The sequence below is a fragment of the Pedobacter insulae genome, assembly GCF_900113525.1.
Lineage (GTDB): Bacteria > Bacteroidota > Bacteroidia > Sphingobacteriales > Sphingobacteriaceae > Pedobacter > Pedobacter insulae.
In genome coordinates this window covers 197656-224082 of record NZ_FOPP01000009.1, presented here as the reverse complement: position 1 = coordinate 224082, position 26427 = coordinate 197656, and the positions used below count along the sequence as shown (strand labels likewise).

General features: G+C 40.5%; 20 protein-coding genes. 12 read left to right on the top strand and 8 right to left on the bottom strand.

Going from position 1 to position 26427, the window contains the following annotated elements; genetic code table 11:
- The first annotated feature begins 20 nt into the window (after positions 1–20).
- The gene (locus tag BM207_RS15315) at positions 21–1106 is read left to right on the top strand and encodes an efflux RND transporter periplasmic adaptor subunit (protein ID WP_090996227.1); all 1086 of its coding nucleotides are present in this window, start codon (positions 21–23) and stop codon (positions 1104–1106) included.
- 18 nt (positions 1107–1124) lie between these two features.
- On the top strand, positions 1125–4526 hold the full coding sequence (locus BM207_RS15310; RefSeq protein WP_090996224.1) for an efflux RND transporter permease subunit: 3402 nt from the start codon (positions 1125–1127) through the stop codon (positions 4524–4526).
- A 35-nt stretch (positions 4527–4561) separates the two neighbouring features.
- On the opposite strand, the gene BM207_RS15305 is transcribed toward BM207_RS15310, so the two are convergent.
- The 3 genes from BM207_RS15305 to lpdA all read right to left on the bottom strand — a co-directional run bounded on the left by BM207_RS15305 (position 4562) and on the right by lpdA (position 8325).
- Entirely contained in the window at positions 4562–5731 is a 1170-nt protein-coding gene (locus BM207_RS15305; protein ID WP_090996222.1) for an MFS transporter, read from the bottom strand.
- A 4-nt stretch (positions 5732–5735) separates the two neighbouring features.
- Positions 5736–6848: a serine hydrolase domain-containing protein gene (locus BM207_RS15300; protein ID WP_090996220.1), complete on the bottom strand. Its 1113-nt coding sequence runs from the start codon at positions 6846–6848 to the stop codon at positions 5736–5738.
- A 70-nt stretch (positions 6849–6918) separates the two neighbouring features.
- Positions 6919–8325: a dihydrolipoyl dehydrogenase gene (gene lpdA, locus BM207_RS15295; RefSeq protein WP_090996217.1), complete on the bottom strand. Its 1407-nt coding sequence runs from the start codon at positions 8323–8325 to the stop codon at positions 6919–6921.
- Positions 8326–8463: 138 nt separating this feature from the next.
- Between lpdA and BM207_RS15290 the strand changes: the two genes are divergently transcribed.
- The 3 genes from BM207_RS15290 (at position 8464) to BM207_RS15280 (ending at position 12958) form a co-directional block, all read left to right on the top strand.
- Positions 8464–10332, top strand: a complete 1869-nt coding sequence (locus tag BM207_RS15290) for a CocE/NonD family hydrolase (protein WP_090996214.1) — start codon at positions 8464–8466, stop codon at positions 10330–10332.
- Positions 10333–10473: 141 nt separating this feature from the next.
- Positions 10474–12132 carry a M1 family metallopeptidase gene (locus tag BM207_RS15285; RefSeq protein WP_090996211.1) on the top strand — a complete coding sequence of 553 codons (1659 nt, stop codon included), beginning with the start codon at positions 10474–10476 and terminating at the stop codon, positions 12130–12132.
- A gap of 88 nt (positions 12133–12220) precedes the next feature.
- Positions 12221–12958: a head GIN domain-containing protein gene (locus BM207_RS15280; RefSeq protein ID WP_090996207.1), complete on the top strand. Its 738-nt coding sequence runs from the start codon at positions 12221–12223 to the stop codon at positions 12956–12958.
- Between the two features lie 48 nt (positions 12959–13006).
- On the opposite strand, the gene BM207_RS15275 is transcribed toward BM207_RS15280, so the two are convergent.
- Positions 13007–13693 (bottom strand): DUF2490 domain-containing protein, encoded by a 687-nt coding sequence (locus BM207_RS15275; RefSeq protein ID WP_090996203.1) that lies wholly within the window; start codon positions 13691–13693, stop codon positions 13007–13009.
- Positions 13694–13824: 131 nt separating this feature from the next.
- On the opposite strand from BM207_RS15275, the gene BM207_RS15270 reads away from it, so the two are divergent.
- The 7 genes from BM207_RS15270 (at position 13825) to BM207_RS15240 (ending at position 23320) form a co-directional block, all read left to right on the top strand.
- Positions 13825–15558 carry a DUF885 family protein gene (locus tag BM207_RS15270; protein ID WP_218155063.1) on the top strand — a complete coding sequence of 578 codons (1734 nt, stop codon included), beginning with the start codon at positions 13825–13827 and terminating at the stop codon, positions 15556–15558.
- A 73-nt stretch (positions 15559–15631) separates the two neighbouring features.
- Positions 15632–16084 (top strand): MarR family winged helix-turn-helix transcriptional regulator, encoded by a 453-nt coding sequence (locus BM207_RS15265; RefSeq protein WP_090996200.1) that lies wholly within the window; start codon positions 15632–15634, stop codon positions 16082–16084.
- Positions 16068–18470 carry a 3-hydroxyacyl-CoA dehydrogenase/enoyl-CoA hydratase family protein gene (locus BM207_RS15260; protein ID WP_177217140.1) on the top strand — a complete coding sequence of 801 codons (2403 nt, stop codon included), beginning with the start codon at positions 16068–16070 and terminating at the stop codon, positions 18468–18470. The genes BM207_RS15265 and BM207_RS15260 overlap by 17 nt, the downstream gene beginning before the upstream one ends.
- A gap of 236 nt (positions 18471–18706) precedes the next feature.
- Entirely contained in the window at positions 18707–19882 is a 1176-nt protein-coding gene (locus BM207_RS15255) for an acetyl-CoA C-acyltransferase (protein ID WP_090996196.1), read from the top strand.
- A 266-nt stretch (positions 19883–20148) separates the two neighbouring features.
- Positions 20149–21927, top strand: a complete 1779-nt coding sequence (locus BM207_RS15250; RefSeq protein WP_177217139.1) for an acyl-CoA dehydrogenase family protein — start codon at positions 20149–20151, stop codon at positions 21925–21927.
- 66 nt (positions 21928–21993) lie between these two features.
- Complete coding sequence (locus BM207_RS15245; RefSeq protein ID WP_090996190.1) at positions 21994–22458, top strand: FKBP-type peptidyl-prolyl cis-trans isomerase; 465 nt, start codon at positions 21994–21996, stop codon at positions 22456–22458.
- 1 nt (position 22459) lies between these two features.
- On the top strand, positions 22460–23320 hold the full coding sequence (locus tag BM207_RS15240) for an FKBP-type peptidyl-prolyl cis-trans isomerase (RefSeq protein WP_090996186.1): 861 nt from the start codon (positions 22460–22462) through the stop codon (positions 23318–23320).
- Here the strand turns inward: BM207_RS15240 and BM207_RS15235 are convergent.
- The 4 genes from BM207_RS15235 to BM207_RS19030 form a co-directional block, all read right to left on the bottom strand.
- Positions 23317–24624: a cryptochrome/photolyase family protein gene (locus BM207_RS15235; RefSeq protein WP_090996183.1), complete on the bottom strand. Its 1308-nt coding sequence runs from the start codon at positions 24622–24624 to the stop codon at positions 23317–23319. The two genes, BM207_RS15240 and BM207_RS15235, sit on opposite strands and share 4 nt — an antisense overlap.
- 47 nt (positions 24625–24671) lie before the next feature.
- Entirely contained in the window at positions 24672–25148 is a 477-nt protein-coding gene (locus BM207_RS15230) for a hypothetical protein (protein WP_090996180.1), read from the bottom strand.
- 446 nt (positions 25149–25594) lie between these two features.
- The gene (locus tag BM207_RS15225) at positions 25595–26116 is read right to left on the bottom strand and encodes a C40 family peptidase (protein WP_245768133.1); all 522 of its coding nucleotides are present in this window, start codon (positions 26114–26116) and stop codon (positions 25595–25597) included.
- The gene (locus BM207_RS19030) at positions 26035–26394 is read right to left on the bottom strand and encodes a hypothetical protein (protein WP_143095972.1); all 360 of its coding nucleotides are present in this window, start codon (positions 26392–26394) and stop codon (positions 26035–26037) included. Before BM207_RS19030 ends, BM207_RS15225 begins: the two co-directional genes overlap by 82 nt.
- Positions 26395–26427 lie beyond the last annotated feature (33 nt).

Here is a 26427-nt window from a genome sequence, read left to right as displayed (position 1 = left end):
ACCTTACAAATTATTATACAATGAGACGAATATTACTAATATCGACCATCGCATTTTTAGCTGCTTGTTCACAGCCTAAAGATAAAAAAACAGAATTGGCAGACCTAAAGAAACAACGCACTGAACTAGACAGCAAAATTGCTGCGCTTGAAACTGAAGTTGGCACCAAAGATTCTGTTGAAACAAAAGAAGTAAGTGTTTTAACGCTTGAAACTTCTACATTTAGAAACTATGTAGAAATACAAGGACGAGTTGATGCTGAACAAAATGTATCCGTTAATCCAGAAACACAAGGTATTGTTAAAGCAGTATATGCAAATATTGGTCAATCGGTTAGTGCAGGTCAGGTGCTTGCCCAAATAGACGATAATGTATTGCGTCAAAGTATCGCTCAGCTGCAAACCCAAATTGATTTGGCCACCAACTTATACAATCGCCAAAAAAATCTATGGGATCAAAAGATCGGTACCGAAGTGCAATTCTTAAATGCTAAAACCCAAAAAGAAGGACTAGAACGTCAAATGGGAGTTTTACGTTCACAACAATCTATGTATAAGATTAAATCACCTATTTCGGGTACGATTGAGCAAATGGATCTTAAAGTTGGGCAGACTGCAATGCCGGGCATGAGTGCCATTAGAGTGGTAAATGCAAATAACTTAAAAGCAAAAGCTTTGGTTGCAGAATCATATTTAGGCAAAATTGGACAGGGAGATGATGTTAGGGTTATATTCCCAGACTTGAAGGATAGTTTAACCACTAAAGTTTCTTTCGCCTCAAGAGTAATCGACCCGGCTTCGCGTAGTTTTAGCGTAGAGGTAAAATTGCCTTCAAACAAAAAATATCGTGCAAACATGATTGCCATTTTAAAAGTGGTTGATTATGCCAATAGCAAAGCCCTTGTAATTCCAGTAAATGTGATCCAAAAATCAGAGAACGGCTCTTATGTATTCATCTCTGAAAACGGCAAAGCAAAACGTGCTGAAGTTACCATAGGCAGAACAATTGATGGGAAAAGCGAGATTTTATCTGGTTTAAAGGTGGGTGATAAATTAATCGTTACCGGTGCAGAGAACCTGAATGAAGGTGATCCAGTTAAGTTTTAAACGCAAAACGCAACAACAATGAAAGACGTCAACAAAGAATTTAAACCCTCAAGCTGGGCGATAGATAACAAGACAGCCATTTATGTGCTGACAATCATGATTACTATTGCCGGAATTTTCGCCTATAATGCTACTCCAAAAGAAAATTTCCCAGAGGTAATTATCCCCAAAATATTTGTTCAAACTGTATATCCTGGTACTTCTCCCGAGAATATGGAGAATTTGGTAACCAAACAATTAGAGAAACAGATTAAATCTACCCAAGGATTAAAGAAGATTACCTCCAATTCTTACCAGGATTTCTCGATCATTACGGCAGAATTTGGTACTAATGTGGATATTAAAGATGCAAAACAGCGTATTAAAGACGCTGTAGATAAAGCGAAAACGGATTTACCAAACGATTTACCTGATGATCCGGTGGTGATGGATATTAACTTATCCGACATGCCGATCATGTATCTGAATATTTCTGGCGACTTCGATTTAAAGAAATTGAAGCAATATGCTGATGACATTCAGGATAAAGTAGAGGCACTACCAGAAATTTCGGGTGTTGATATTGTAGGCGCACTAGATCCGGAAATTCAGATTAACGTAGACATGAATAAAATGTCTGCCGCCCAAATTTCCTTTAACGATATACAAAACGCGGTAGGTTATGAAAATTTAACTGCATCTGGTGGTACGGTTAAAATGGATGGCTTACGTCGTACATTAAACGTAAAAAAAGAATTCAAGAGTGCAGAAGAAATTGCAAACCTTGTCATTAAAACGCCGGTTGGCGCGTCCGTATATCTACGTGATATTGCCGAAGTAAAAGATTCGTTCAAAGAACAAACGAGTTATTCGCGTTTGTATGGCAAAAACGTAATTACCCTAAACGTTAAAAAACGTTCTGGACAAAACCTGATCGAAGCTTCCGACAAAATCAATGCGATTTTGAAAGATATGAAGTCGACCGTTTTACCTAAAGGCCTAGAAATTAAGGTTACCGGCGACCAATCAGACCAAACTCGTGTTACTTTACACGATTTGATTAATACCATTATTATTGGCTTTGTATTGGTAACTATTATTCTCATGTTCTTTATGGGAGTAACCAATGCGATATTTGTAGCCTCATCCGTACCCCTGTCCATGTTTATCGCCTTCTTGGCCATGCCTATTTTAGGAGGCATGTTTGGCTTTAACTTCTCGATGAACATGATTGTACTTTTCTCGTTCCTATTGGGACTGGGAATTGTAGTGGATGATGCGATTGTGGTAATTGAAAACACGCACAGGATATTCGACAATGGAAAAGTACCTATTGTTAAAGCGGCTAAAATGGCGGCTGGAGAAGTGTTCATGCCGGTATTTTCCGGAACTTTAACAACGCTTGCTCCTTTTGCGCCACTATTATTTTGGCCGGGTATTATTGGCGAATTTATGTTCTTCTTACCCGTAACTTTAATTGTTACCTTGCTGGCCTCCTTAATCGTTGCCTATATTATCAATCCGGTATTCGCGGTTGATTTTATGGCACATGACGATCATGAAGCAGCTAAGAAGCCAACTTTCGATAAAAAAATAAGAAAGAATTTACTCATTATGGGTGGAGTTGCCCTTTTAGGCTATCTGATCAATATGGGTATCGGAAATTTCGTGGTATTTCTAGCATTATTGTACTTGTTAAACCACTTTGTGTTAACGAATGCCGTAAAGAAATTCCAACAAAAATTATGGCCGTCTTTCCAGAACAAATATGTAAAAGTATTACACTGGGCAGTTGAGCATCCGCTAAAGTTAATTTGGGGAACCCTTGGTTTATTCGTTGCAACATTTATCTTATTTTTTGCTTTAGTGATGAGTGGAAGACAAAAAGTGATCTTCTTCCCTTCAGCCGATCCAAACTTTGTCTATGTATATGTGGGCTTACCTGTCGGTACAGATCAGGCTTATACCAATGAAGTGGTTAAAAAGGTGGAAGAAAGAGTAACGAAGGTATTGTCGAGCAATGGCAAAATAGATCCAGTTGTTACCTCCATTATTGCTAACGTAACCAAAGGCGTAACTGATCCACAGGATGAAGATCAGGGCGAATATCCTAATAAAGGTAAAGTAACCGTTTCGTTCATTGAGTTTGGAAAAAGGAATGGGGTTAATACTTCCGAATATTTAGATAAAATCAGAAAAGCTGTTCAAAATATTCCTGGTGCCGAAATTTCAGTCGCCCAGGAACAGGGCGGTCCGCCAACAGCAAAACCAATTAGTATTGAGATTACTGGCGACAACTTGGATTCGATTGTAAACACTTCTGAAAGATTGAAGAAACATTTAATCAGCAAGCAAATCGAAGGTGTAGAAGAATTGAAATCGGATTTCCAAAACAACAAGCCCGAAGTAATCTTCAACATCGATAGAGAAAGAGCAAACCGTGAAGGCATTTCTTCAGGTCAGATTGCGCAGGATCTTCGTGCTGCTTTATATGGTCGTGAGCTTTCAAAATTTAGAGATGATAACGAAGATTACGAAATCAATGTTCGTGCACAGGACGATCAAAAAAACAACCTTGAGGCCTTAAGGAATATGAAGATAACCTATCGCGATATGGCTATGGGTGGGCAGATCAGACAGGTACCTATTTCTTCATTCGCTGATATAGAATATGTAAATACCTACGGTGGTATTAAACGCAAGCAACAAAAAAGAATTATCATTCTTTCATCGAACGTGTTGGGCGACTTTAACCCTAACCAAGTTGTGGCCAATGTTACTGCCGAAGTTGCACAGTTTAAAGCGCCTGCTGGAGTGGAAATTAAAATGGCCGGTGATCAGGAAGAACAAGCAGAAACGATGGGCTTTTTGGGAGGTGCATTTTTAACCGCCATTGGCGTTATCCTGATAATTTTGGTAACTCAATTTAACTCTATCAGTAAACCGATCATCATTTTAGTAGAGGTATTGTTCAGTTTAATTGGGGTGTTGGGAGGATGTATGTTATTTAACATGCCGTTCTCGGTAATGATGTCAATGTTGGGTATTGTAGCACTAATAGGTATTGTGGTGAGAAATGGTATCCTCTTAGTAGAATTTACAGACCTGCTTGTTTCACAGGGTGTATCTGTTAAAGAAGCAGTTATTGAAGCAGGCCGTACGCGTATGACACCGGTTCTATTAACCGCAACTGCTACGATGCTGGGATTAATTCCATTAGCTGTAGGATTGAATATCGACTTCGTAACCTTGTTCTCGGAATTTAAACCCCACTTGTATTTTGGTGGTGATAACGTAGCTTTCTGGGGCCCGTTATCATGGACGATGATCTTTGGTTTAAGTTTCGCAACATTCCTTACTTTGATCCTGGTTCCTTGTATGTATATTGCCATGGACAAAGGCTCGAAGAGAGTAAAAGGATGGTTTAAAAAGAAAGACTAAGTCAAATGGTCGCCAAGAAACTGGCGACCATTTTTTTACTTTATCGCACTAATCTTTGCAACAATCAACGTAATTACCAAGCCAAAACAAGCAATAATTGCATAAGAATATTGCAAACTAGAAAGGGCAGAAATATAGCCTATCAACGGCGGGCCCATTAAGAAACCAAAATAACTTACTCCCGAAACCATGGCCAGTGCAATGCCGGGAGCAACTTTTGAATTCGTTCCAGCCACGCTATAAACCATCGGTACAATGCCCGAAACGCCTATACCCACTAACATAAACCCAATCGTTGCCGGTATAAGGTAAGGAAATATAACAGCAATAAACATTCCGGCCGACATGATTATCCCGCTTACTTGCAGGGAGCGTTTTCTGCCGTAGTGCGCAATAACTTTATCGCCTAAAAATCTTCCGCAAGCCATCATAACCATAAACGATGCATAACCTAGTATGATAAGCGAATTTGGTGCTTTTACAATATCTTTAAAATAAACTCCGCTCCAATCAAACATCGCCCCTTCGGTAGCCATGCTACAAAAACCAATGATCCCTAACTGAATTAGCACTCCTTGTGGTTTGGTAAACAGCTTTGTTTTTTCCTGTTGTTGCGAACCCTGTTTGACGATCAAAAATCTGTAGTTAATAAAAATGTGCAACCATGCCAGGCCCGCAATTATCCAAAAGTGGATTAAGGGCACGAGATCCAGATTTACCATTAACAGGCCAATCAGCGCTCCCGAAAAACCGCCAATGCTCCATGCCCCATGAAATGAAGTCATGATAGGTTTCCCGTAATATTTTTCTCCCCCAACCCCTTGTGTATTTAAGGCTATGTTACAAAGATTGCCAGACACGCCAAATAAGAAAAGAAATAGTGCGAGCTGCCAGCCGGTTGTTGCCAAGGCCAAAACGGTTAACGCCAATGCATACAATGGTGTTGCGAAAGCGAGCATCCTTCTGCTGCCAAAACTTGTAGTTAACTTTCCCGAAATAGGCATGGTAAGCAGCTGTCCCACCGGCAAGGCTAATAAAACACTCCCTAAAGCTGCATCAGAAAGTTGCAAGGCTGATTTTAAATCGGGTATGCGACTGGCCCAGGTAGCAAAAACTACGCCCTGACCAAAATAAAACAGCGATATAGCAAACCTTACCCGCTTTTTACTGTACGGAGAAGCTGAAAAAGTATTTGAAGTATTCATGCTTTTAAGGTTTAATCGACCGACCAATTTCCCTTACAAAGCTATGAAAGTTTACCTGTTTTTGTCGCCCACCTAACCGAACAATGATCACTTTGTTTTGCGGATTTACATAGATCGATTGGTTGAACATTCCCTGAGCTTTGTAATCATAAACTAATTGCTTATCAGTTGGATTTTCGACGTAGCGATAATTACGGCCAGACCACATCTGGTTCTTATATCGATTTTTTGTTAATGTATCGGGATGTGTTGTCAAATCAATCCACTTTTTGGAAATTATCTGCTTACCCTGCCAATTACCTCCATTGAGGTAAAGTCTCCCAAATTTCGCGAAATCAAGCGCAGTGGCATACATACAGCAAAATGCCTTCACGTTATTTTCGTTATCTAAACTCCATAAAGCTTCACTCTCCGTTCCCAGAGGCTTCCAAAGATCTTCCTGTAACAAAACCTGCAATTTTTTCCCTGTAGCTTTTTCCAATATCATGGCTAGCACTTGCGTGTTAATACTTTGATATTCGAAAACAGTATTGGGTTCGTGTTTCATTTTCAGGTTACGCACCATCCTTTTTAAATCAGCGCCATAATACATGCGCACAATTCTCGAAAAAGGATTGAATGCCCGCTCATTGATATCGAAACCACTCTTCATATCCAACACGTGTTGGATGGTTAACCGTTTAAAACGCTCGTCGTTTTTTGCCAAGTCGGGAAGATACTTAATCACCAAGTCGTTGGTGGAGGCAATTTGGTCACGGTCTACCGCAATACCTACCAGCGTCCCAACAAAAGACTTAACCATAGAGAAACTAGGTTGCTTATCTGCCAAATCTGTTCCTTCGGATAGGTGTTGATAAATGATGCTGTCATTTTTGATGATCAAAAATACATTCGTTTTTGTCGCTCGGAGTGCCGTATCAAGACGTTGTTTTAAGGCGGCAAACTGCTGATTGGGGTAATTAGTGCCAAAGTGAAATGGGGTAATTGATTTTTCAATCGTTACATTGTTAAATCGGGCGCTATCTTTCGAATCGGGCATTAGGTATCGCGTTGCAGTAAGAGGAACGCAAGCCGAAAAAACAAGCGATAAAACTAGCATGATAAAAAGTTTTCTCATCGGCCAAAAAATCAAGTTAACCGACTTCGTAAGTCGGCTTAAAACTGCCGACTTACGAAGTCGATTTTACTTAAATATGTATTGCTCTGTTTTCAGTTGCTGCCATAGCAGCTTCTTTAAGCGCTTCAGTATAAGTTGGGTGAGCATGGCATATTCTCGCAATGTCTTCTGCCGAAGCACGGAATTCCATGGCAACCACCGCTTCTGCGATCATATCTGCTGCACGAGGCCCGATCATATGCACCCCTAATACTTCATCCGTTGCTTCATCAGCTAAAACTTTTACAAAGCCATCGGTATCCATGCTTGCTTTAGCTCTTCCGCTTGCTTTAAAAGGAAATGAACCTGCTTTATATTTTACGCCAGCTGCTTTCAGTTGCTCTTCAGTTTGCCCAACCGAAGCTACCTCTGGCCAAGTATAAACTACCCCTGGAATTAAGTTATAATTAATATGTGGCTTTTGTCCCGCTATCGTTTCTGCAACATAAATTCCTTCATCTTCCGCCTTATGCGCTAACATGGCACCGGTAATTACATCACCAATGGCATAAACTCCTTTAACTGATGTTTCTAAATGCTCGTTTACAGGAATTTTCTTTCCTCTTTCTTCTACAGTGATCCCAATTTTATCAAGCCCCAGTCCTTCACTATAAGCCGTTCTACCAACGGCAACAATACAATAATCTGCCTCAAATTTAACTGGTTCTCCTTTCGCATTATCTGCTGTAACGGTAACCGTCTTGCCTTTAGTTGTAGCGCCAGTAACTTTATGGCCCATAAAGAATTCCATGCCTAATGATTTCTTTAAAACCCGTTGCAATTCTTTACCTAAACCGGCATCCATTGTTCCGATAATAGACGGCATAAATTCGATTACCGAAACTTTAGTACCTAACCGTGCATAAACAGAACCCAACTCCAAACCAATTACACCACCGCCAATTACCACCATGGTTTTTGGCACTTCCTTAATATTCAAAGCCTCGGTAGAGGTAATGATCCTTTTTTTATCGATTGGTAAAAATGGCAAAGCGGTAGGTTTCGAACCTGTAGCAATAATTACATTTTTAGCCCTTAAAGTTTCTGTAGTCCCATCAGCTTTCGTCACCAGAATGGTGTTTTTATCTACAAATGAACCCACACCTTCAAAGGCATCAATTTTATTTTTCTTAAACAAATAAGTAATACCTGCTGTGTTTTGAGAAACCACATCATCCTTGCGAGCAATCATTTGCTTCATATCAACCTTCAAATCTTTAAGGTTAATACCATGGGTTGTAAAACTGTGTGCTGCGTTATGAAAATGTTCAGACGAATCTAACAGCGCTTTTGAAGGGATACAGCCTACATTTAAGCAGGTTCCTCCATAGGTTTTATACTTTTCTATAACTGCTGTTTTTAAACCTAACTGTGCACAGCGAATGGCACCAACATAACCGCCCGGACCCGAGCCTATAACAACGACATCGTATTGCATATTTTTCAAGAATTTTATAGGGCAAAGATAATCAAATTGTTGGAAGGTCGAAAGGTTGACGGTCTGTAACTTATTTATCGTCTTACCAAAATTAATCTAGTAATTTCTATATTTAAGCTTTAATTCAACCTCATTCATATGAAGAATTTAAGCCTATCTATCCTATTTACCTTTTTATTTGCCACTGGCACAATGGCGCAAGAAACAGACTCAGCTTATGTTCGCAGTCATTACACCAAAATAGAAAGACTAATTCCAATGCGCGACGGGATTAAGCTGTTTACCTCAATTTATATCCCGAAAGATCAGGGCAAAAAATATCCCTTTTTAATGTCTCGTACACCCTATACCGTTGCGCCATATGGCGAAGACAAATATAAATTAAGCTTAGGCACTTTTCCTGCACTAATGAAAGAAGGGTTTATTTTTGTTTATCAAGACGTTCGCGGACGCTGGATGAGTGAAGGAAATTTTGAAGACATCAGACCTCAAACTTTAAAAAAAGGGCCGAAAGACATTGATGAAAGTACCGACACCTATGACACGATTGATTGGTTGATTAAGAACATTCAAAACAACAATGGCAAAGTGGGCATCTCGGGCATTTCCTATCCCGGATTTTATTCTACCACCTCCCTACCCAATGCACATCCGGCATTAAAAGCCGTTTCGCCTCAAGCACCGGTAACGGACTGGTTTATTGGAGACGACTTTCACCATGGTGGCGCATTATTTTTGAATGATGCCTTTCGTTTTATGAGTAGTTTCGGCGTACCGCGGCCAAAACCCATTACGCCAGATAAAGGCCCTAAACCTTTTAAATTCCCTATTCAAGATAATTACCGTTTTTATTTGGAAGCAGGTTCTGTTAAAAATTTAAAAGACAAATATTTTGGCGATAGCATTAAGTTCTGGAATAACTTGTTTAAGCATCCCAACCTCGACACTTTCTGGAAAGCCAGAACAATTACACCACACTTAACCAATATAAAGCCTGCCGTAATGGTGGTAGGTGGTTTTTTCGACGCTGAAGATGCGTACGGAACTTTTGCTACCTATAAAGCTATTGAAAAGCAAAATCCTGGAGCAAACAATATTTTGGTTGCCGGACCATGGTTTCACGGAGGTTGGGTGCGCGGTACAGGAAGTAGCTTTGGCGATATCCAGTTTGGGCAACCAACGAGCACCTATTACCAGGAAAATTTAGAACTTCCTTTCTTTAAATACCATTTAAAAGGTGAGGGTGATTTTAAACCTGCCGAGGCTAATATATTTGTCACAGGAAGCAACCAATGGAAAAAATTCGATGCTTGGCCACCTGCCGACACGGAAAACAAAAATCTATACCTTCATCCCAATGGGAAATTAGCCTTCGATAAAGTAGGGCGAACTGATAGCTGGGACGAATACGTAAGTGACCCTGCCAATCCAGTTCCCTACCAAAATGGTGTGCAGGATAGGAGAACACGAGAATACATGATCGATGATCAGCGTTTTGCCGCTCGCCGACCAGATGTAAAAACCTATCAAACTGATGTTTTAACAGAGGATATTACCCTAACCGGACCTGTTTTGGCAAATTTAGTGGTTTCAACAACGGGCACTGATGCAGATTATGTGGTGAAATTGATCGATGTGTACCCGGAAGACGCAGAAAATCCCTCGCCCAACCCTACTGGTGTAATAATGGGCGGTTATGAAATGCTGGTTCGTGGAGAAATCTTACGTGGAAAATACCGCAATAGCTTTGAAAAACCTGAACCATTTGTTCCAAAAGCCATTACCAAGGTTAGCTATCCGCTTCCTGATGTAGCGCATACCTTTAAAAAAGGACACCGCATCATGATCCAGATCCAAAATTCCTGGTTCCCATTAGCGGATAGAAATCCTCAAAAATTCATGAATATTTATGAGGCAGAGCCAAAAGACTTTCAGAAAGCCACCCATAGAATTTATCATGACACGCATAATAGTTCTTTCATAACCGTAAAAGTTTTAACACGTTAATAGTCGTCATTGCGAGCGCAGCGAAGCAATCTCACCATCAGATTGCTTCGTACCTCGCAATGACGGGGAGTTACCTCGCAATGACTGGGGTTACCTCGAAATGACGGGATGATAGACAATTAAAGGCAAACTCAACAAAAGATGAAACAAATAATATTATCGCTCTTTGCACTGGTTCTTTTCAACCACAGCACACAAGCACAGCTTTTAAACGGCAAGCAAAACTATACCAGGGCCGACACCTTACGGGGGATGCTCACTCCATTGCGCACTTGCTACGATATTAATTATTACCACCTGGCGGTAAAAATCGATATCGATAAAAAAACGTTAAGTGGAAGCAATGAATTTGCTTTTACCGCAACACAAGATTTTACGAAGCTCCAGTTTGACCTATTCGAAAATTTAAAAATTGAGAAGGTGGTTTATCAGGGGGCTGAAGTTCCCTTTACCCGCGAATTTGGTGCTGTATTTGTAACGTTCCCTAAAACCATTAAAAAAGGGGCAAAAGACCGCTTCACGGTATTTTATGGAGGTTCGCCTCGCGTGGCCCGCAATCCGCCTTGGGATGGTGGCTTCATTTTTAGAAAGGACAAAGCTGGCAATCCGTTCGTTTCTGTAGCCTGTCAGGGTTTAGGTGCAAGTGTATGGTGGCCAACCAAAGACCACCAAAGCGATGAAGTTGATAGCATGTTGATAAGCATTTCGGCACCGAAGGATTTAGACGAAGTTTCTAACGGTCGTTTACGCAGTATTGTAGATAAACCAGATGGTTACCGTGAGCATAACTGGTTTGTTAGCAACCCAATTAATAATTATACTGTTTCATTTTACATCGGCAAATATGCGCATTGGACAGATAGTTACAACGGGGAAAATGGGCCACTTACAATTGATTATTGGTCGCTAAAGGAAGATAGCGCAGTGGCACGCCCACATTGGGATGCAGATGTGAAACCAATGCTGGCGGCATTTGAACACTGGTTTGGCCCCTATCCTTGGTATAAAGATGGCTTCAAATTAGTGCAGGCACCGCATTTAGGCATGGAACATCAAAGTGCCGTGGCTTATGGCAACCAATTTAAAAAAGGATATTTGGGAAGCGATATGTCGGGCACCGGCCATGGTTTAAAATGGGATTACATCACCGTTCACGAAAGTGGGCACGAGTGGTTTGCCAATAATGTAACCACCAAAGACATTGCCGACATGTGGGTTCACGAAGGGTTTACCACCTACTCGGAAGCCTTATTTACAGAATATACTCAAGGCAAAAAAGCCGGCGAAGAATATTTAATCGGCTTAAGACGAGGAATTGGCAACCGTAGTCCGATGATAGGCCCATATCATGTAAATAAAGAAGGAAGTCCGGACATTTATCCCAAAGGCGCAAGTTTGATCCATACCATTCGTCAACTTGTGAATGACGATGAGAAATTTAGGCAGATTTTAAGAGGGATAAACAAAACTTTTTATCATACCACTACTACTTCTGCAGAGGTCGAAAAGTATATTGCCAAACAGAGCGGACTAAAACTTGACAAGGTTTTTGATCAGTATTTACGCCATGCTAAAATTCCGGTATTAGCCTATAAAATTGAAAATGGCATCTTGCAATACCGCTGGCTTACCGATGTGAAAGGCTTTGACATGCCTGTAAAGGTATCCTTAAAACCAGATAGCTACACGTTAATTCATCCAACAAACGACTGGAAAAGCAGCAAAATTGACCCTGCAGTTTCCAGTGAATTATTTAAGGTTGATCCAAACTTCTACATAAAGATTCAGAAAGAGAGCTAATTATATCAGTTGATAATTTTTTTCAAGTCGATGCAACTTTTGTCCGGCAACCATCGTCTTATTATAAAACCCCAAAATTACAAACACTATGAAAACAAAATTCCTATCATTAAGTCTGATTCTTGCGATATTTAGTGTCAATTTCATTCCTGCTTCAGCTTCGAATCCTAAGGCACCGGGTCTCTATAAAATAAAAGAAGATGAGCGAGCAGTAAAAAACTTTAATGGTATTGCTGCTGGCGGCCCCATTCACGTGATCGTTACCTTAGGAAATACCGAAGGTTTACGATTTGAGGGCGATGCTGATGCCATAGCCACTTTAGTTACCGAAGTTAAAGGCAATGTTTTGATCATCAGACCGCAAAATAGCTGGACAAGCTGGGCAAGAAAATATGCGAACAAAAAAATAACAGCTTACGTTTCTGCAAAAACCATTAGAAGTTTAACAATGAGTGGCAATGGTAGCATGACGGTAAACGGGAAGATTAAGGAAGAGGCTTTAACCGCTACTTTGAGTGGTTCTGGCAGTATCTCTGCAACTGCGGATATCGAAAATTTTAATGGCGTAATTAGTGGCTCTGGAAATCTTAATTTTACTGGCGGTGCCGATGCTGCAAGCATTGTAATCAGCGGCTCCGGTTCTTTCACTAAAAAAGGATTTTCTGTTGGAAACCTATCAGCCGTAATTAGTGGCTCCGGTTCGGTAAATGTAAATGCAAGCCATAAAATAGAAGCGGTGATTAGCGGATCTGGCTCTGTTTATTACAGTGGCAATGCCCAAGTAGAAAAAAGAGTAAACGGATCTGGCTCTGTAAGAAAAATATAAACCATTCTTCACACACAAATGCTCAGCTGGCACTTTATACCGGATTAATTAAAACCTGGTATAAAGTGCTAGTTGAACTACATTATTGACAGTGTTATTGTTTCTTCCATGAATAGCTTGGTTAAGATAGCCAGCTTCCAGATCTATCTTTTTAGAAAAGCGATAACCCGCAGCCAGATATAACCTATTCTGATCAAAAAGGCTGTTATTAACAAGAGCTTTATTTTGAATATTCAAAAACACTTCGTTTTGGAGCGCTAAAAATGCCCCTTTTGTAAAACCATCTGGCGTTTCCTTTAAGGGTTTAACCAATCTGATAAAATAGCGCAAACGCTGGGTAAAGTTCTCATTTGGCTGATCTAAAAACCGTTGTTCCAATCGTACCCGATGAGCCGTAAAAATACTGCCGATCTTATGGCTGTAAATATATTGTTCCCAAACACGATGTTCAACCAAAGTATTTGAACCAAGATCGGTAGTAGCCATTAAATATCCAGCTGTTACATTTTGCTTGCCATCAATAAAATAGGTAACGCCTGGCCTGAACAATATATTCTTGGTACCTGCCCAGTTGTCGTTAGAGCGCACCTGCACATCCAGGTGCATTCCCCATTTTTCATTAAATTTAGTGCTGTTCAATAAAAATAACCAACCGGCATTTTCATGCTTTGTTTGTGCCGATAATTGATAAGTTGCAAATAAAAAGGTAACTGCTAATAATAATATTCGTTTCATCTTGTTTATTTTGAAACCCTAAACTTAGAAATAAAATTAATAATAAAGCGTAACGTTTCAGTGAAGTAACGCCCCTAGCTTAGGTTGTTAAGGGATAATTTGTATCTTAACTTTTTAATTTTTTCACGACTATGCGCAAGCCTATATTTGCATTCCTACTGCTTACCACTATTTATCAAATAGCAATCGCCCAAAACAAAAAGCCAAATCTTCCACCTACCGAGGCAAGTGCTATCAGCCCGTTCATTAACCAATACCAGGCTGATGAGAACATGCTGAATAGAAAATACACTTTAAAGCGTTCTGAAGAATATTTCCAACGCATGCAGCGTTTTTATAGTGATTGGCTAATTAAGTTAAAAGCCATGCCTTTTGAAAAACTGAACGTAAATGAGCGCGTAGACTATATTTTGCTTAAACGCGATATCAATGTAGATACGAAAAACCTGCAAGAAGGCTATAATGAATTTAAAAGCACCAATTTCACGATTCCCTTTGCAAAGACCATTATAGATTTTGAGCAAAAAAGAAGAATAGGTACGCAACAAGATGGGCAAGCAGTTAACACCGCCTTTGAGAAATTAAAAAGCGATATCAATGCCCTTAGCAAATCTGTTAATAGTAAACAGTTAGCAATTAATCCAATCCAGGCTAATTGGGCAGAGCAAACTGTCAATCAATACCTTACTGTATTTAATGAATCCTATAAATTTTATGATGGGTATGACCCGCAGTTTACCAAGGCCACTAAAAATAGTTATCCAGAAGCTGTGAAAGCCTTAAAAGATTATGCTGCAGAACTCGGTAAAATGGCTAAGCTTTCCATTGCAAAAGATGATGGTAGTGGCATTTTAGGCAATCCAATCGGCAGAGCTGCTTTCATGAATCTCTTAAAAGATGAAATGATTGCCTATACCCCAGAACAAATTGAAGCCATTGCCCTGAGAGAGTTTGCCTGGTGCGATGCCGAAATGTTAAAAGCGAGCAAGGCAATGGGCTTTGGAAGCGATTGGAAAAAAGCTTTGGAAAAGGTTAAAAACGCCTATCCTGCTTTAGGTAAACAACCAGAACTGGTTTATGAATTGGCCAATGAAGCCATCAACTTTGTTGAACAAAACAAGTTGCTTGATGTTCCGGAAATGGCAAAAGAAGGCTGGCGAATGCGCATGCTTACTCCACAGGAACAATTATTTGCGCCCTTCTTTCTGGGTGGCGAATCGGTCTTGATTGCCTATCCAACCGAAGACATGAGTGAAGAGGCTAAAATGATGACCTTGAGAGGGAACAACCGACATTTTTCACGTGCAGTTGTACACCACGAACTCATTCCAGGCCATAACCTACAATATTTTATGCAGAGCAGGTATAAACCCTATAGAAGAGGCTTTGGTACGCCTTTTTGGACAGAAGGATGGTCGCTCTATTGGGAAATGCTGCTTTGGGATAAGAATTTCCCTAAAACTCCCGAAGACAAAATCGGCATGCTTTTCTGGAGAATGCACCGTTGTGCAAGGATCATTTTTTCTATGAACTATCATTTAAATAAATGGACACCAAAGCAGTGTATTGACTTTTTGGTAGACCGCGTTGGTTTTGAACGTGCCAATGCCGAAGCTGAAGTACGCCGTTCGTTTACCGGAGGTTATGGCCCCCTTTATCAAATTGGTTATATGCTGGGCGGCTTAGAGTTTAGAGCCCTACATAAAGAATTGGTTACCAGTGGCAAAATGAGCAATCTGCAATTTCATGACCGTATTTTAAAAGAAAATAATATGCCTGTAGAAATGGTACGAGCGATTTTAACTAATCAGCTGCTTCCTGAAAACTTCAGTACTAAATGGAAGTTTGTAGGAGAAATAAAATAAGTTAATTTATTTTTAAATTCTATTTGCATTATCATATTAATTCATTAAATTTGCTATGCAAGCATAGTATTTAATGAAACAACAAGATACAGTAGATTATTTTTTAAAGGTGGTTTGGCAAAATGTCTCCAATACCTATAACCAAATTGCTTCAGGCTTTGGCATTACCCAAGCCATAGGTTATGTTTTAATAAACATAGAGGCAGAGGGCACTGCCGTTTCTGCGCTAGCTGGTCTATTGGGTGTTAAAGCTACGAGTTTATCGCGGATGTTAAGCAATATGGAAGAACTTGGCCTTATTTACCGCGAAACATCGAGCGGCGACAAAAGATCCGTAAAAGTTTTTTTAACTCCTTTTGGCATTGAAAAAAGGAAACTCGCCAGAAATGTAGTGGTATCATTTAATGAATATCTGAACATACACCTCAATGCTAAAGAAAAAGCACAATTGATTGATTCCTTAAACAAAGTAAACCAATTAACCTTGGCTTATGCTCAAAAAGATCAAGATGAAAAAAGTAAATAAAGTAGCCATATTAGGGTCGGGGATTATGGGTTCTCGCATTGCCTGTCATTTCGCAAACATTGGCGTTGAGGTTTTGCTCTTAGATATTGCTCCAAAAGAACTCAATGCAGAAGAGCAGGCGAAGGGCTTGGCATTAACCCATCCCGCAGTAAAGAATAGACTCGTTAATACCGCATTGCAAACGACTTTAAAAACCAATCCTTCTCCTATTTATAGTAAAGCCTACTTAAATCGAATTACCACAGGCAACTTTGAAGATGATATGGCTAAAATTGCCAATTACGATTGGATAATGGAGGTAGTAGTAGAAAACCTAACCATTAAGCAAAAGGTTTTTGAGCAAGTTGAACAATTTCGTAAACCAGGTACTTTAGTTACCTCTAATACTTCGGGTATTCCCATCCACATGATGGCCGAAGGGAGAAGTGATGATTTTAAAGCCCACTTTTGCGGAACGCACTTTTTTAATCCACCCCGTTATTTACGCCTATTAGAAATTATCCCTACTCCGCATACTAAACCAGAACTGGTTGATTTTTTGATGCATTATGGCGATAAGTTCTTAGGCAAAACTACAGTATTGTGTAAAGATACCCCCGCATTTATTGCTAATCGCGTGGGTGTTTACTCCATCATGTCATTACTTCATTTGGTCGAAAAAATGGAGTTAACGGTTGAGGAGGTAGATAAGTTCACGGGACCTGCGCTGGGCAGACCAAAATCGGCTACTTTCCGTACTACTGATGTGGTAGGTTTAGATACAATGATCAAGGTATCAAAGGGGCTTTATGATAATTGCCCGAATGATAAGGCGCATGAGTTATTCAAGCTTCCAGCTTATGTAGAAAAAATGGAGGCTAATAATTGGCTGGGCGATAAAACTAAACAAGGTTTTTATAAAAAGACCAAATCTGCTGATGGCAAAACGGAAATTTTAGCGCTTGATTTAAAGACTCTCGAATATAGGCCGCAGGAAAAAGTAAAATCGGCTACCTTGGAGATTACCAAAACCATCGAAAATGTAAAAGATAGAATGAAAGTTTTCGCTACTGGAAAAGACAAAGCTGGCGAACTTTTCAGAGCATCTTTCTTTGGTTTATTTGAATACGTATCTGATCGAATTCCGGAGATAGCCGATGAATTGTATCGTATTGACGATGCCATGCGTGCTGGCTTTGGCTGGGATCTAGGCCCGTTTGAAGTGTGGGATGCGGTAGGTATTCCTGAAGCCATTGAGGGCATGAAAAAATATGGGCATACCCCTGCCCCATGGGTAAATGAGATGTTAGCCGCTGGTAATACAAGTTTTTACAAAGTAGAAGACGGCATTAAAAAGTATTATGACATTCCATCTAAAAGCTATCAGGTTATTCCTGGCACTGATAACTTTATTGTGCTCGACAATATCAGAGCTAATAAAGTACTCTGGAAAAATGCAGGTGCGTCAATCATCGACCTTGGCGATGGCATTATCAATGTAGAGTTTCATTCTAAAATGAACACCATTGGTGGCGATACGCTTGCTGCCATTAACAAAGCCATAGATATGGCCGAAAAAGATTACCGGGGGGTGGTAATTGGGAACGATGGAGCAAATTTCTCGGCCGGGGCCAACGTTGGAATGATCTTTATGATGGCCGTTGAGCAGGAATGGGAGGAATTGAATATGGCCGTTCGCTTATTTCAAAATACGTCCATGCGGATAAGATATTCTTCCATTCCGGTTGTGGTAGCTCCCCATAATTTAACCTTAGGTGGTGGATGTGAATTTAGTTTACATGCCGATTTTGTGCAACTCAATGCCGAAACCTATATGGGCTTGGTTGAATTTGGTGTGGGTCTTATACCAGGAGGGGGCGGTTCCAAAGAATTTGCCCTAAGGGCTTCGGATGAATACAAAGCCGATCAGATTGTGCAGAACACGATGAAAGATCGCTTTTTAACCATTGGCATGGCGAAGGTATCTACATCAGCTGTTGAAGCATTTGAATTGGGTTATTTGCAAAAAGACAAATATGCGATTTCAATGAATAGAAGTCGACTGATAGCAGATGCAAAAGCAAAAGCCATCGAGCTTGCCGATGCAGGCTACACCAAGCCTATCCAAAGAAAAGATATTAAGGTATTGGGCAAGCAGGGTTTAGGAATTGTTTATGCCGGTGCAAATTCGATGTATGCCGGTAAATTTATCTCAGAACACGATAAGAAAATATCCGAGAAATTAGGCTGGGTAATGTGCGGAGGCGATCTGTCATCGCCTACAGAAGTTACGGAACAATATCTATTGGATTTAGAAAGAGAGGCATTTTTGTCGCTATGCGGAGAAAGAAAGACTTTGGAACGGATCCAGAGTATTGTAACGAAGGGAAAACCGTTGAGAAATTAATCGTCATTGCGAGGTACGAAGCAATCTAACGAATAGATTGCTTCGTGCCTCGCAATGACGGGAAGGTCTCGCAATGACAGGAAGACCTCGCAATGACGGGAAGACCTCGCAATGACGATTTTCCTTACAACGAAGGTTACCAGGCAAAGAAAGAAAATTGAACAAAAATTAAATATAAAGCGAGTGGTCTCGGCATCACGCCCTGATACTTGATACTCACTACTTGATATTAAAAAATGGAAGCATACATAATAGCCGGTTTAAGAACAGCAGTTGGAAAAGCACCCCGGGGAGTTTTTCGTTTCACCCGTGCCGATGAATTGGCCGCTGGCGTAATTAGAGAATTGGTGGCCTCTGTACCTAATTTGGACAAAGATCAGATAGATGATGTAATTGTAGGAAATGCTACACCAGAAGCCGAACAGGGCTTAAACATTGCCCGTATGATAAGCTTAATGGGACTGGATACCGACAAAGTTCCAGGCGTAACTGTGAACAGATATTGTGCGTCGGGTTTAGAAACTATTGCTACTGCAGTTGCTAAAATAAAAGCTGGTATGGCCGATTGTATTGTTGCGGGAGGAGTAGAAATTATGTCGGGTATGCCATTTGGCGGATGGAAGCTGGTCCCAAATCCCGAAGTAGCTAAAGCTAATCCCGACTGGTATTGGGGCATGGGCTTAACTGCCGAAGCTGTCGCAAAAGAATATGGGGTAAGTAGAGAAGACCAGGATGAATTTTCCTACCATTCGCATCTAAAAGCCGTTGAAGCGATTAAAAACGGACATTTAAAGGCGGGAGTGCTACCTGTAACGGTAAATGAGACCTATTTAGATGGCAATATGAAGAAGCAGGTTCGTTCATTTGTAGTTGATACCGATGAAGGTCCGAGAGCAGACACTACGCTCGAAAAGCTGGCAAAGTTGAAGCCTGTATTTGCTGCAGATGGTGTTGTTACAGCGGGTAATTCTTCTCAAACATCAGATGGAGCGGCCTTTGTATTGGTAGTTTCCGAAAAGAAGATGAAAGAATTGGGTGTTGAACCGATTGCCCGCCTAGTAAGTTATGGCATTGCGGGAGTACCTCCACGCATTATGGGGATTGGTCCGATAGAGGCCATTCCAAAAGCCCTAAAACAAGCGGGCTTAAAACAAGATGATATCGATTTAATAGAATTAAATGAGGCTTTCGCTTCCCAATCACTGGCTATCATAAGAACCCTCGGACTGGATCAGCGCAAAGTTAATGTAAATGGAGGTGCTATTGCTTTAGGCCACCCGCTGGGATGCACCGGGGCAAAGCTTTCTGTGCAAATACTTAACGAACTAAAAAGACAAAATAAAAAATACGGTATGGTAACCATGTGCGTAGGAACCGGACAAGGAGCCGCAGGAATATTTGAAATGCTTTAAGAACCTACTTAGACACGAAGACCCCGTCATTGCGAGGGTTCCCGTCATTGCGAGGTTACCCGTCATTGCGAGGGTTCCCGTCATTGCGAGGCACGAAGCAATCTTAAAGAAAGATGCTACGAATAGATTGCTTCGTACCTCGCAATGACGGGGCTTCGCAACTCCTCGCAATGACGGAAAGAAAAATTAATAAAAAAATTAAACATAAAGCGACTCGCTAAGCATCATGTCTTGATACTTAACACTCGCTAATTGATACTAGTAACATGAAACAAACAATCAAAGGAGGAGAATTCCTCATCACAGAAACTAATTATCAGGATGTATTTATCCCGGAAGAATTTGATGAGGAACAGCAAATGATTGCACAAACTTGTCGCGATTTTTTAGCTGCCGAAATAAACCCTATCCTAGATCGAATAGATAGTCAGGAAGAAGGTTTAATGCCTGCCTTAATGGACAAGGCTGGAGAGTTGGGCATTTTAGGTGTTTCAATCCCGGAAGAATTTGGCGGCTTTGGTAAAAATTTCAACACTTCCATGTTAGTGGCCGATGTATGTGGCGCAGGTCATTCATTTGCAGTTGCCCTTTCGGCGCATACGGGAATTGGAACTTTACCAATTTTATATTATGGTAACGAAACACAGAAAGCCAAATATATTCCTAAGTTAGGTACTGGAGAATGGAAAGCTTCTTATTGCCTAACAGAGCCAAATGCCGGTTCGGATGCCAACTCTGGCAAAACGAAAGCCAAATTAAGCGCCGATGGTAAACATTATGTTATTAACGGCCAAAAAATGTGGATCACCAATGGCGGTTTTGCAGATATTTTTATCGTTTTTGCGAAGATTGATGACGATAAGAACTTAACGGCCTTTATTATTGAGAAAGACTTTGGTGGCATTACCATGAATCCCGAAGAACATAAAATGGGTATTAAAGGCTCTTCAACACGTCAGGTATTTTTTAACGATTGCCATGTACCTGTAGAGAACATGCTTTCTGAGAGAGAAAACGGATTTAAGATTGCTGTAAACATTTTAAATATTGGTAGAATTAAATTATCTGCTGCTGCCATTGGCGGAAGTAAGGAGGTACTAAATCACGCTATAAAATATGCTAATGAGCGTATTCAATTCGATAGGCAAATTTCGAAATATGGAGCCATTCGTTTTAAGATCGCAGAAATGGCCGCGAAGATATATGCAGTAGAATCAGCAAATTACAGAGCAGGCCAAAATATTGATGATGCTTATGATGCCTTGGTTAAAGAGGGCATGGATGCAGGCAAAGCCAAATTAAAATCGACCGAGCAATTTGCTGTAGAATGTGCGATATTAAAGGTATGGGGCTCAGAGGTACTGGATTATGTAACAGATGAAGGAGTTCAGATTTATGGCGGAATGGGCTTTAGCGCCGATGCCCCGATGGATAGGTCGTATCGTGATGCCCGTATTAACCGAATTTTTGAAGGCACCAACGAAATTAACAGGCTGCTAACAGTAGACATGATGTTGAAGCGGGCTATGAAAGGTGAGTTAGATCTCATGACACCTGCAACGGCAGTGGCGGCAGAGTTAATGTCGATCCCCGACTTTGCTGAGGAAGACAGTACCCTATTTGCTGCGGAGAAGAAAATCATTGCTAATTTGAAAAAAGCTACCTTAATGGTGGCGGGTGCTGCTGTGCAGAAACTCATGATGAGCCTTTCCAAAGAGCAAGAGATTTTAATGAATATTGCCGATATGGCCAGTTATGTTTACATAGCCGAATCTGCCATGTTAAGAACAGAAAAACTAGTAAGCTTACGCGGCGAAACTGCTTGTGAAGGTCAGTTAGCGATGATGCGAATTTATTTTGTGGAGGCAGTAGATGGCATACAAAAAGCTGGGAAAGAAGCGCTATGGGCATTTGCCGAAGGCGATGAACAACGCATGATGCTGGTGGGCCTACGCCGCTTTACCAAAATGGAACCCTTTAATGTGAAGCAGGCTCGCCAGCAGGTAGCACAACAGCTTATCGCTGCCAACAAGTATTGTTTCTAGCAGAAAAATTGTTAAAATTGGTTAAATATTGTGCCGTCCACATTAAAAGCTTATTTTTGTGCAATTATGTTAAAAAAGAAGCTTATTTTAATAATTTTGTTAACTGTTGGGGCCTTCTCATCATGTAAAAAAGAAGAGTACGATCCGGAGAAACAGTTAAAGATAGACGACGCAATAATTCAAGAATTTATAACAAAAAATAGTATTCCTGCCATTAAACATGAATCTGGCATCTACTATCAGATACTTAATCCTGGTAGCGGATCGCAGGTTACCGTCGCAAATTCAGTTTCTACCACCTATGAGGGCAGGTTACTGAATGGGTCAATATTTGATGGCGGCTCGGCCGACTTCCCATTAAGTAGAGTGATAGTAGGCTGGCAAATTGGTATTCCTCTGATTAAAAAAGGCGGTAAAATCAGACTAATCGTTCCATCTGTTTTTGCGTATTCCATTAATCCCCCTCAGGGCTCAGGCATCCCTAAAAATGCGGTTTTAGACTTTACAGTTGACTTAACAAACGTACAATAACATGCAAATTAGCACAACCATCACCAAATATACCCTTGCATTATTAGGCATGATCGTGCTTTTTAGTTCTTGTAAAAAAGAATATGAAAGCATTCAAAGTATTGATGACGCAAAAATCCAGGCCTATATACAAAAGAATAATATTACTGCAGTTAAGGATCCTAATGGCTTTTATTATCAGATATTAGAACAAGGTACTGGTGGCCCTTTGTTAAATAAGGATTCTGTTTTTTATAACTATACCGTAACCTCGTTAAATGGAACCAGCTATTATGCGCCTAAAGCTTATGCTAATGATGGAACCTATTTGGGTTATGTAAATCCTGAAGCTTATAGAATAGCCCTGCTTAATATCAATAGAGGGGGCAAAGTACGGATCATTATTCCTTCATATTTAGCATTTGGCAAAAATGGAGAAGGCAATATTCCACCTAATGAAGTTATTATTTCTGAAATCACAGTTTTTAACGAGACCACCCAATGGGAGCTAGACGATACCAAAATCAACAACTTCATGACTGAAAAAGGGTTGACAGGTTTTACAAAGCATCCTTCTAGAGTATATATAAATACGAGTGTTGCAGGCAGTGGCGACTTTGTTTTACCCGCCTCCACCATTAAAGTTAAGTATACAGGCAGGTTGTTAAATGGAACGGTATTCGATCAATCAGATGAGATGGAAACGCCACTTAATAACCTTATTAAAGGTTGGCAAAAAGCATTAATTGGAGTAACTAAGGGGAGCAAAGTAAGACTTCTTATTCCTTCAGATCTATCTTATGGTTTAAATCCGCCTAGTGCTGAAATTCCTGTGAGTGCAGTGTTAGATTTCGACATCGAGATTCTTGATGTTGTAAATTAATTGAGCGCCTTCTTGTAAGCGTTGAGCGCCCTATCTCTTGCAAACTCGTGGTTAACAATTGGCACGGGGGCTAATGCGAGTTTATAGGCTGGTGCCCATTGATACACGTATTCCATTTTAGGGTCGAATTTTTTTAGCTGCAAGGCGGGATTAAAAACCCTAAAATAAGGTGCGGCATCATTTCCCGAGCCGCAAGCCCATTGCCAGCCGCCAATGTTGCTCGCCTGGTCGTAATCCAATAGCTTTTTGGCAAAATAAGCTTCGCCCCAGCGCCAATCTATGAGCAGATGCTTGCATAAAAAACTGGCCACAACCATTCTCACCCTATTGTGCATAAAACCTGTTGCATTCAATTGTCGCATTCCCGCATCTACTAACGGATAACCTGTCTCCCCTTTGCACCAGGCAACAAATTCACTTTCATTGTTCCGCCATATTATATTGTCGTATGCCGGTTTAAATGAATGTGTTGCACTGTAGGGAAAATGCCATAAAATCATCATGTAAAATTCTCTCCATGCCAATTCAGAAAGCCATTTATCTGCACCTTGTTTTAGCGCTTCCTTTACTACCGCTCTTATACTCACCGTTCCAAACCGTAAATGAATACCGAGACGGGTTGTGGCATCTGCTGCAGGGTAATCTCTTTCTTGATCGTACTTGTTCAGCTTTACTTCGAAATTTGAGCTTGGAAAATGCCGAGTAGATTTTTCAAAGCCTATTTCTTTTAAAGATGGAAAAGGCAAGCTTTTAATGCTTAGTAAATTCTTAAAATACGGTGTTGCATGATAAGATTTGAGATAGAAATCATTTAATTTTTTAAGCCAAACTCGGTAATATGGGGTAAATACGGTATAGGGCTTGCCATCTGTTTTAACAACTTCGTCTTTTTCAAAAACTACCTGATCTTTAAAGGTATAAAAATTGATAGAATGGCTTTTTAGTGTCTCACCTATCACCATGTCTCGTTCTCGCGCATAAGGTTCATAATCGTGGTTAGCATACACGGCTTTTACATGGTATTCTTTTAAGATTGTTTGCCATATTTCTTCGGGCTTACCATGTTTTACCAATAAGGAAGATCCTTTTTCAGCAAGCTCATCTTGTATTTTAGTTAAAGCTTGATGGATAAATGTTACCCTCGCATCGGCTTTATTGGTGAGTTTGCTTAGAATATTTTCATCAAAAATGAATAGCACCAATATTGGGTAATTGCTTTTGAGCGCATGGTATAAGGCAGCGTTATCGTTTAATCGAAGATCTCGGCGTAACCAGCAGATGCTTATCTCATTTTCTTGCTTCATATGGCAAACTTACGAAATTTGGGGGTTGAAGGATTGCTCATAAAAACTTACCATTTCAGTTTTCGATATACCCAAATCGCTACCAAGATTATGACCAAAACTATCACCCATCCCCAACTGTAACCAACGTTAAATTTATTCTTCTGAGAAATGGTTTTAGTTTTTGCTTCATTTTGATAATGTAGTGTCACTTTAGTGCTATCGTGTTTTGTTTCTTGTTTAAGCTTTAATACCTTTTGGCGGGCCTGTACACCTGTTATCATTATCTTTTCTGCTTCGCCTTCAAAACCTTTTGCCAGGCTGTATGTAAATTTGCCTTTTGGCCAAAGCGTCATTTTAAAATCGTTATGGCTGCTGTCAATGAGAACAAGGTGGCTTTGTTCGCTTAGCGTATTACGTTGTTCAATAAGTTGAAGCTGCTCTTTTTGCGCTAGGTTTTTGAGTGTCAGCTTGTCTTTTTGTAAGATGTGGCAAGAGGTTAAGGTCGCTAGTGCGAAGGTTATGTTGAGGTATGATGTTTTCATAGTTTCTTTTTTAGGTTAATTGTTAAATGGAATCTATATAGCAGTTCTTATTCGTTAACACGAATTGGTTTCGGCTCATCGCCGCAGAGTGGCTCCTACCTTTTTCTTGATAAAAAGGTAGCCAAAAATCAAGGCTGCGAATCTTAAGTTCAGATAGTTCGCCAATTGTTTTTTAGCCACAAGATGAAGTCGTTTCGCTGAAGGGCTCCACTTGCCCATCTTGTTTAATTTTGGTTAAATACAAATTATTGGTATCACAATTAGCTCCTCTCTTCCTTAAGATTCGAGGCCAGCAAGCAGGGCGCATACCCCTCAGATTGGTAGCATGGTGTTTTAACCTTGGCGTCATTGCGAGGAGTTGCGAAGTATGAAGCAAAGCAATCTCCGCCCTAACGTGCCACCCAGCCCAAACAACTAACCAACCGAACACCTAATCAACCGAACACCTAATCAACCCACTTGCCAAACCTTGCAATCGTCCTAACATGTCGCCACTTGCGGTACACCCCATCTCCTTCCCTGCTTCCATCTGCATTGGTGTTTCCTTCTATCGAGATAACCCAGTCATGCTGTTTACGCTCTACCAAACCTGCATGGGCAATTCGTTTTAGCTTTTGCGAATAGATGCCCAGTACATCGGCAGGCTTGGGAATCAAAGTCCTTCTAGCTACCGGGAACAAAGCAGGAGACCACGCGGTTCTTGGCTGTTTATATCCTGCTTTAAAATAGCACCAGCTTACAAAAGCCGCACAGTAAGGATTTCCTTCCGGAAGTCGGGTGTAGGCTAGGTATGCTTTGATCTCTTTGCCGAAATTGTTCCTACCTGTTTCCCTTACGCAGAGCTGTGAACGGGCAATGTCCAATATCCTTTTTTGGGTCGGGGTTTCTAACAGATTGCGATCAGGCAGCCCGTGCCCGATAATACCAATACTGCAAATAATACCAAATATAATAGGTGCTGTTGCCATGATGTAAGTTTTTTAAGTGGTTCAAATAAATCTTCTAGTTGCGAGATAACCTTCGAGAGTAGCCAGCCGATAATGGACAATGCAATGGCCAAGATCACCAGCCAAGCACCCATGCCGAGCATAATTACCTGTAAGATACTAGGGTCTATGGTTCCAATAGCAGCATTTCCATTTTGTAAATGTGCGATGAACAGCCATAGTAAAAAGGCGGCCAGTAAACCTGCCAGAGCTGGTATGGGCATTGGCCTAGTGTATTTTTTTAAGCTAATTGTTGTCATGATGTTTTTTGATTAAGGGTTTATGATTTGATT

Excerpts from the sequence above, each read along its gene's own strand:
- BM207_RS15315 (WP_090996227.1), top strand. The coding sequence starts at position 21 with ATGAGACGAATATTACTAATATCGACCATCGCATTTTTAGCTGCTTGT.
- BM207_RS15310 (WP_090996224.1), top strand. The coding sequence starts at position 1,125 with ATGAAAGACGTCAACAAAGAATTTAAACCCTCAAGCTGGGCGATAGAT.
- BM207_RS15305 (WP_090996222.1), bottom strand. The coding sequence starts at position 5,731 with ATGAATACTTCAAATACTTTTTCAGCTTCTCCGTACAGTAAAAAGCGG.
- BM207_RS15300 (WP_090996220.1), bottom strand. The coding sequence starts at position 6,848 with ATGAGAAAACTTTTTATCATGCTAGTTTTATCGCTTGTTTTTTCGGCT.
- lpdA (WP_090996217.1), bottom strand. The coding sequence starts at position 8,325 with ATGCAATACGATGTCGTTGTTATAGGCTCGGGTCCGGGCGGTTATGTT.
- BM207_RS15290 (WP_090996214.1), top strand. The coding sequence starts at position 8,464 with ATGAAGAATTTAAGCCTATCTATCCTATTTACCTTTTTATTTGCCACT.
- BM207_RS15285 (WP_090996211.1), top strand. The coding sequence starts at position 10,474 with ATGAAACAAATAATATTATCGCTCTTTGCACTGGTTCTTTTCAACCAC.
- BM207_RS15280 (WP_090996207.1), top strand. The coding sequence starts at position 12,221 with ATGAAAACAAAATTCCTATCATTAAGTCTGATTCTTGCGATATTTAGT.
- BM207_RS15275 (WP_090996203.1), bottom strand. The coding sequence starts at position 13,693 with ATGAAACGAATATTATTATTAGCAGTTACCTTTTTATTTGCAACTTAT.
- BM207_RS15270 (WP_218155063.1), top strand. The coding sequence starts at position 13,825 with ATGCGCAAGCCTATATTTGCATTCCTACTGCTTACCACTATTTATCAA.
- BM207_RS15265 (WP_090996200.1), top strand. The coding sequence starts at position 15,632 with ATGAAACAACAAGATACAGTAGATTATTTTTTAAAGGTGGTTTGGCAA.
- BM207_RS15260 (WP_177217140.1), top strand. The coding sequence starts at position 16,068 with ATGAAAAAAGTAAATAAAGTAGCCATATTAGGGTCGGGGATTATGGGT.
- BM207_RS15255 (WP_090996196.1), top strand. The coding sequence starts at position 18,707 with ATGGAAGCATACATAATAGCCGGTTTAAGAACAGCAGTTGGAAAAGCA.
- BM207_RS15250 (WP_177217139.1), top strand. The coding sequence starts at position 20,149 with ATGAAACAAACAATCAAAGGAGGAGAATTCCTCATCACAGAAACTAAT.
- BM207_RS15245 (WP_090996190.1), top strand. The coding sequence starts at position 21,994 with ATGTTAAAAAAGAAGCTTATTTTAATAATTTTGTTAACTGTTGGGGCC.
- BM207_RS15240 (WP_090996186.1), top strand. The coding sequence starts at position 22,460 with ATGCAAATTAGCACAACCATCACCAAATATACCCTTGCATTATTAGGC.
- BM207_RS15235 (WP_090996183.1), bottom strand. The coding sequence starts at position 24,624 with ATGAAGCAAGAAAATGAGATAAGCATCTGCTGGTTACGCCGAGATCTT.
- BM207_RS15230 (WP_090996180.1), bottom strand. The coding sequence starts at position 25,148 with ATGAAAACATCATACCTCAACATAACCTTCGCACTAGCGACCTTAACC.
- BM207_RS15225 (WP_245768133.1), bottom strand. The coding sequence starts at position 26,116 with ATGGCAACAGCACCTATTATATTTGGTATTATTTGCAGTATTGGTATT.
- BM207_RS19030 (WP_143095972.1), bottom strand. The coding sequence starts at position 26,394 with ATGACAACAATTAGCTTAAAAAAATACACTAGGCCAATGCCCATACCA.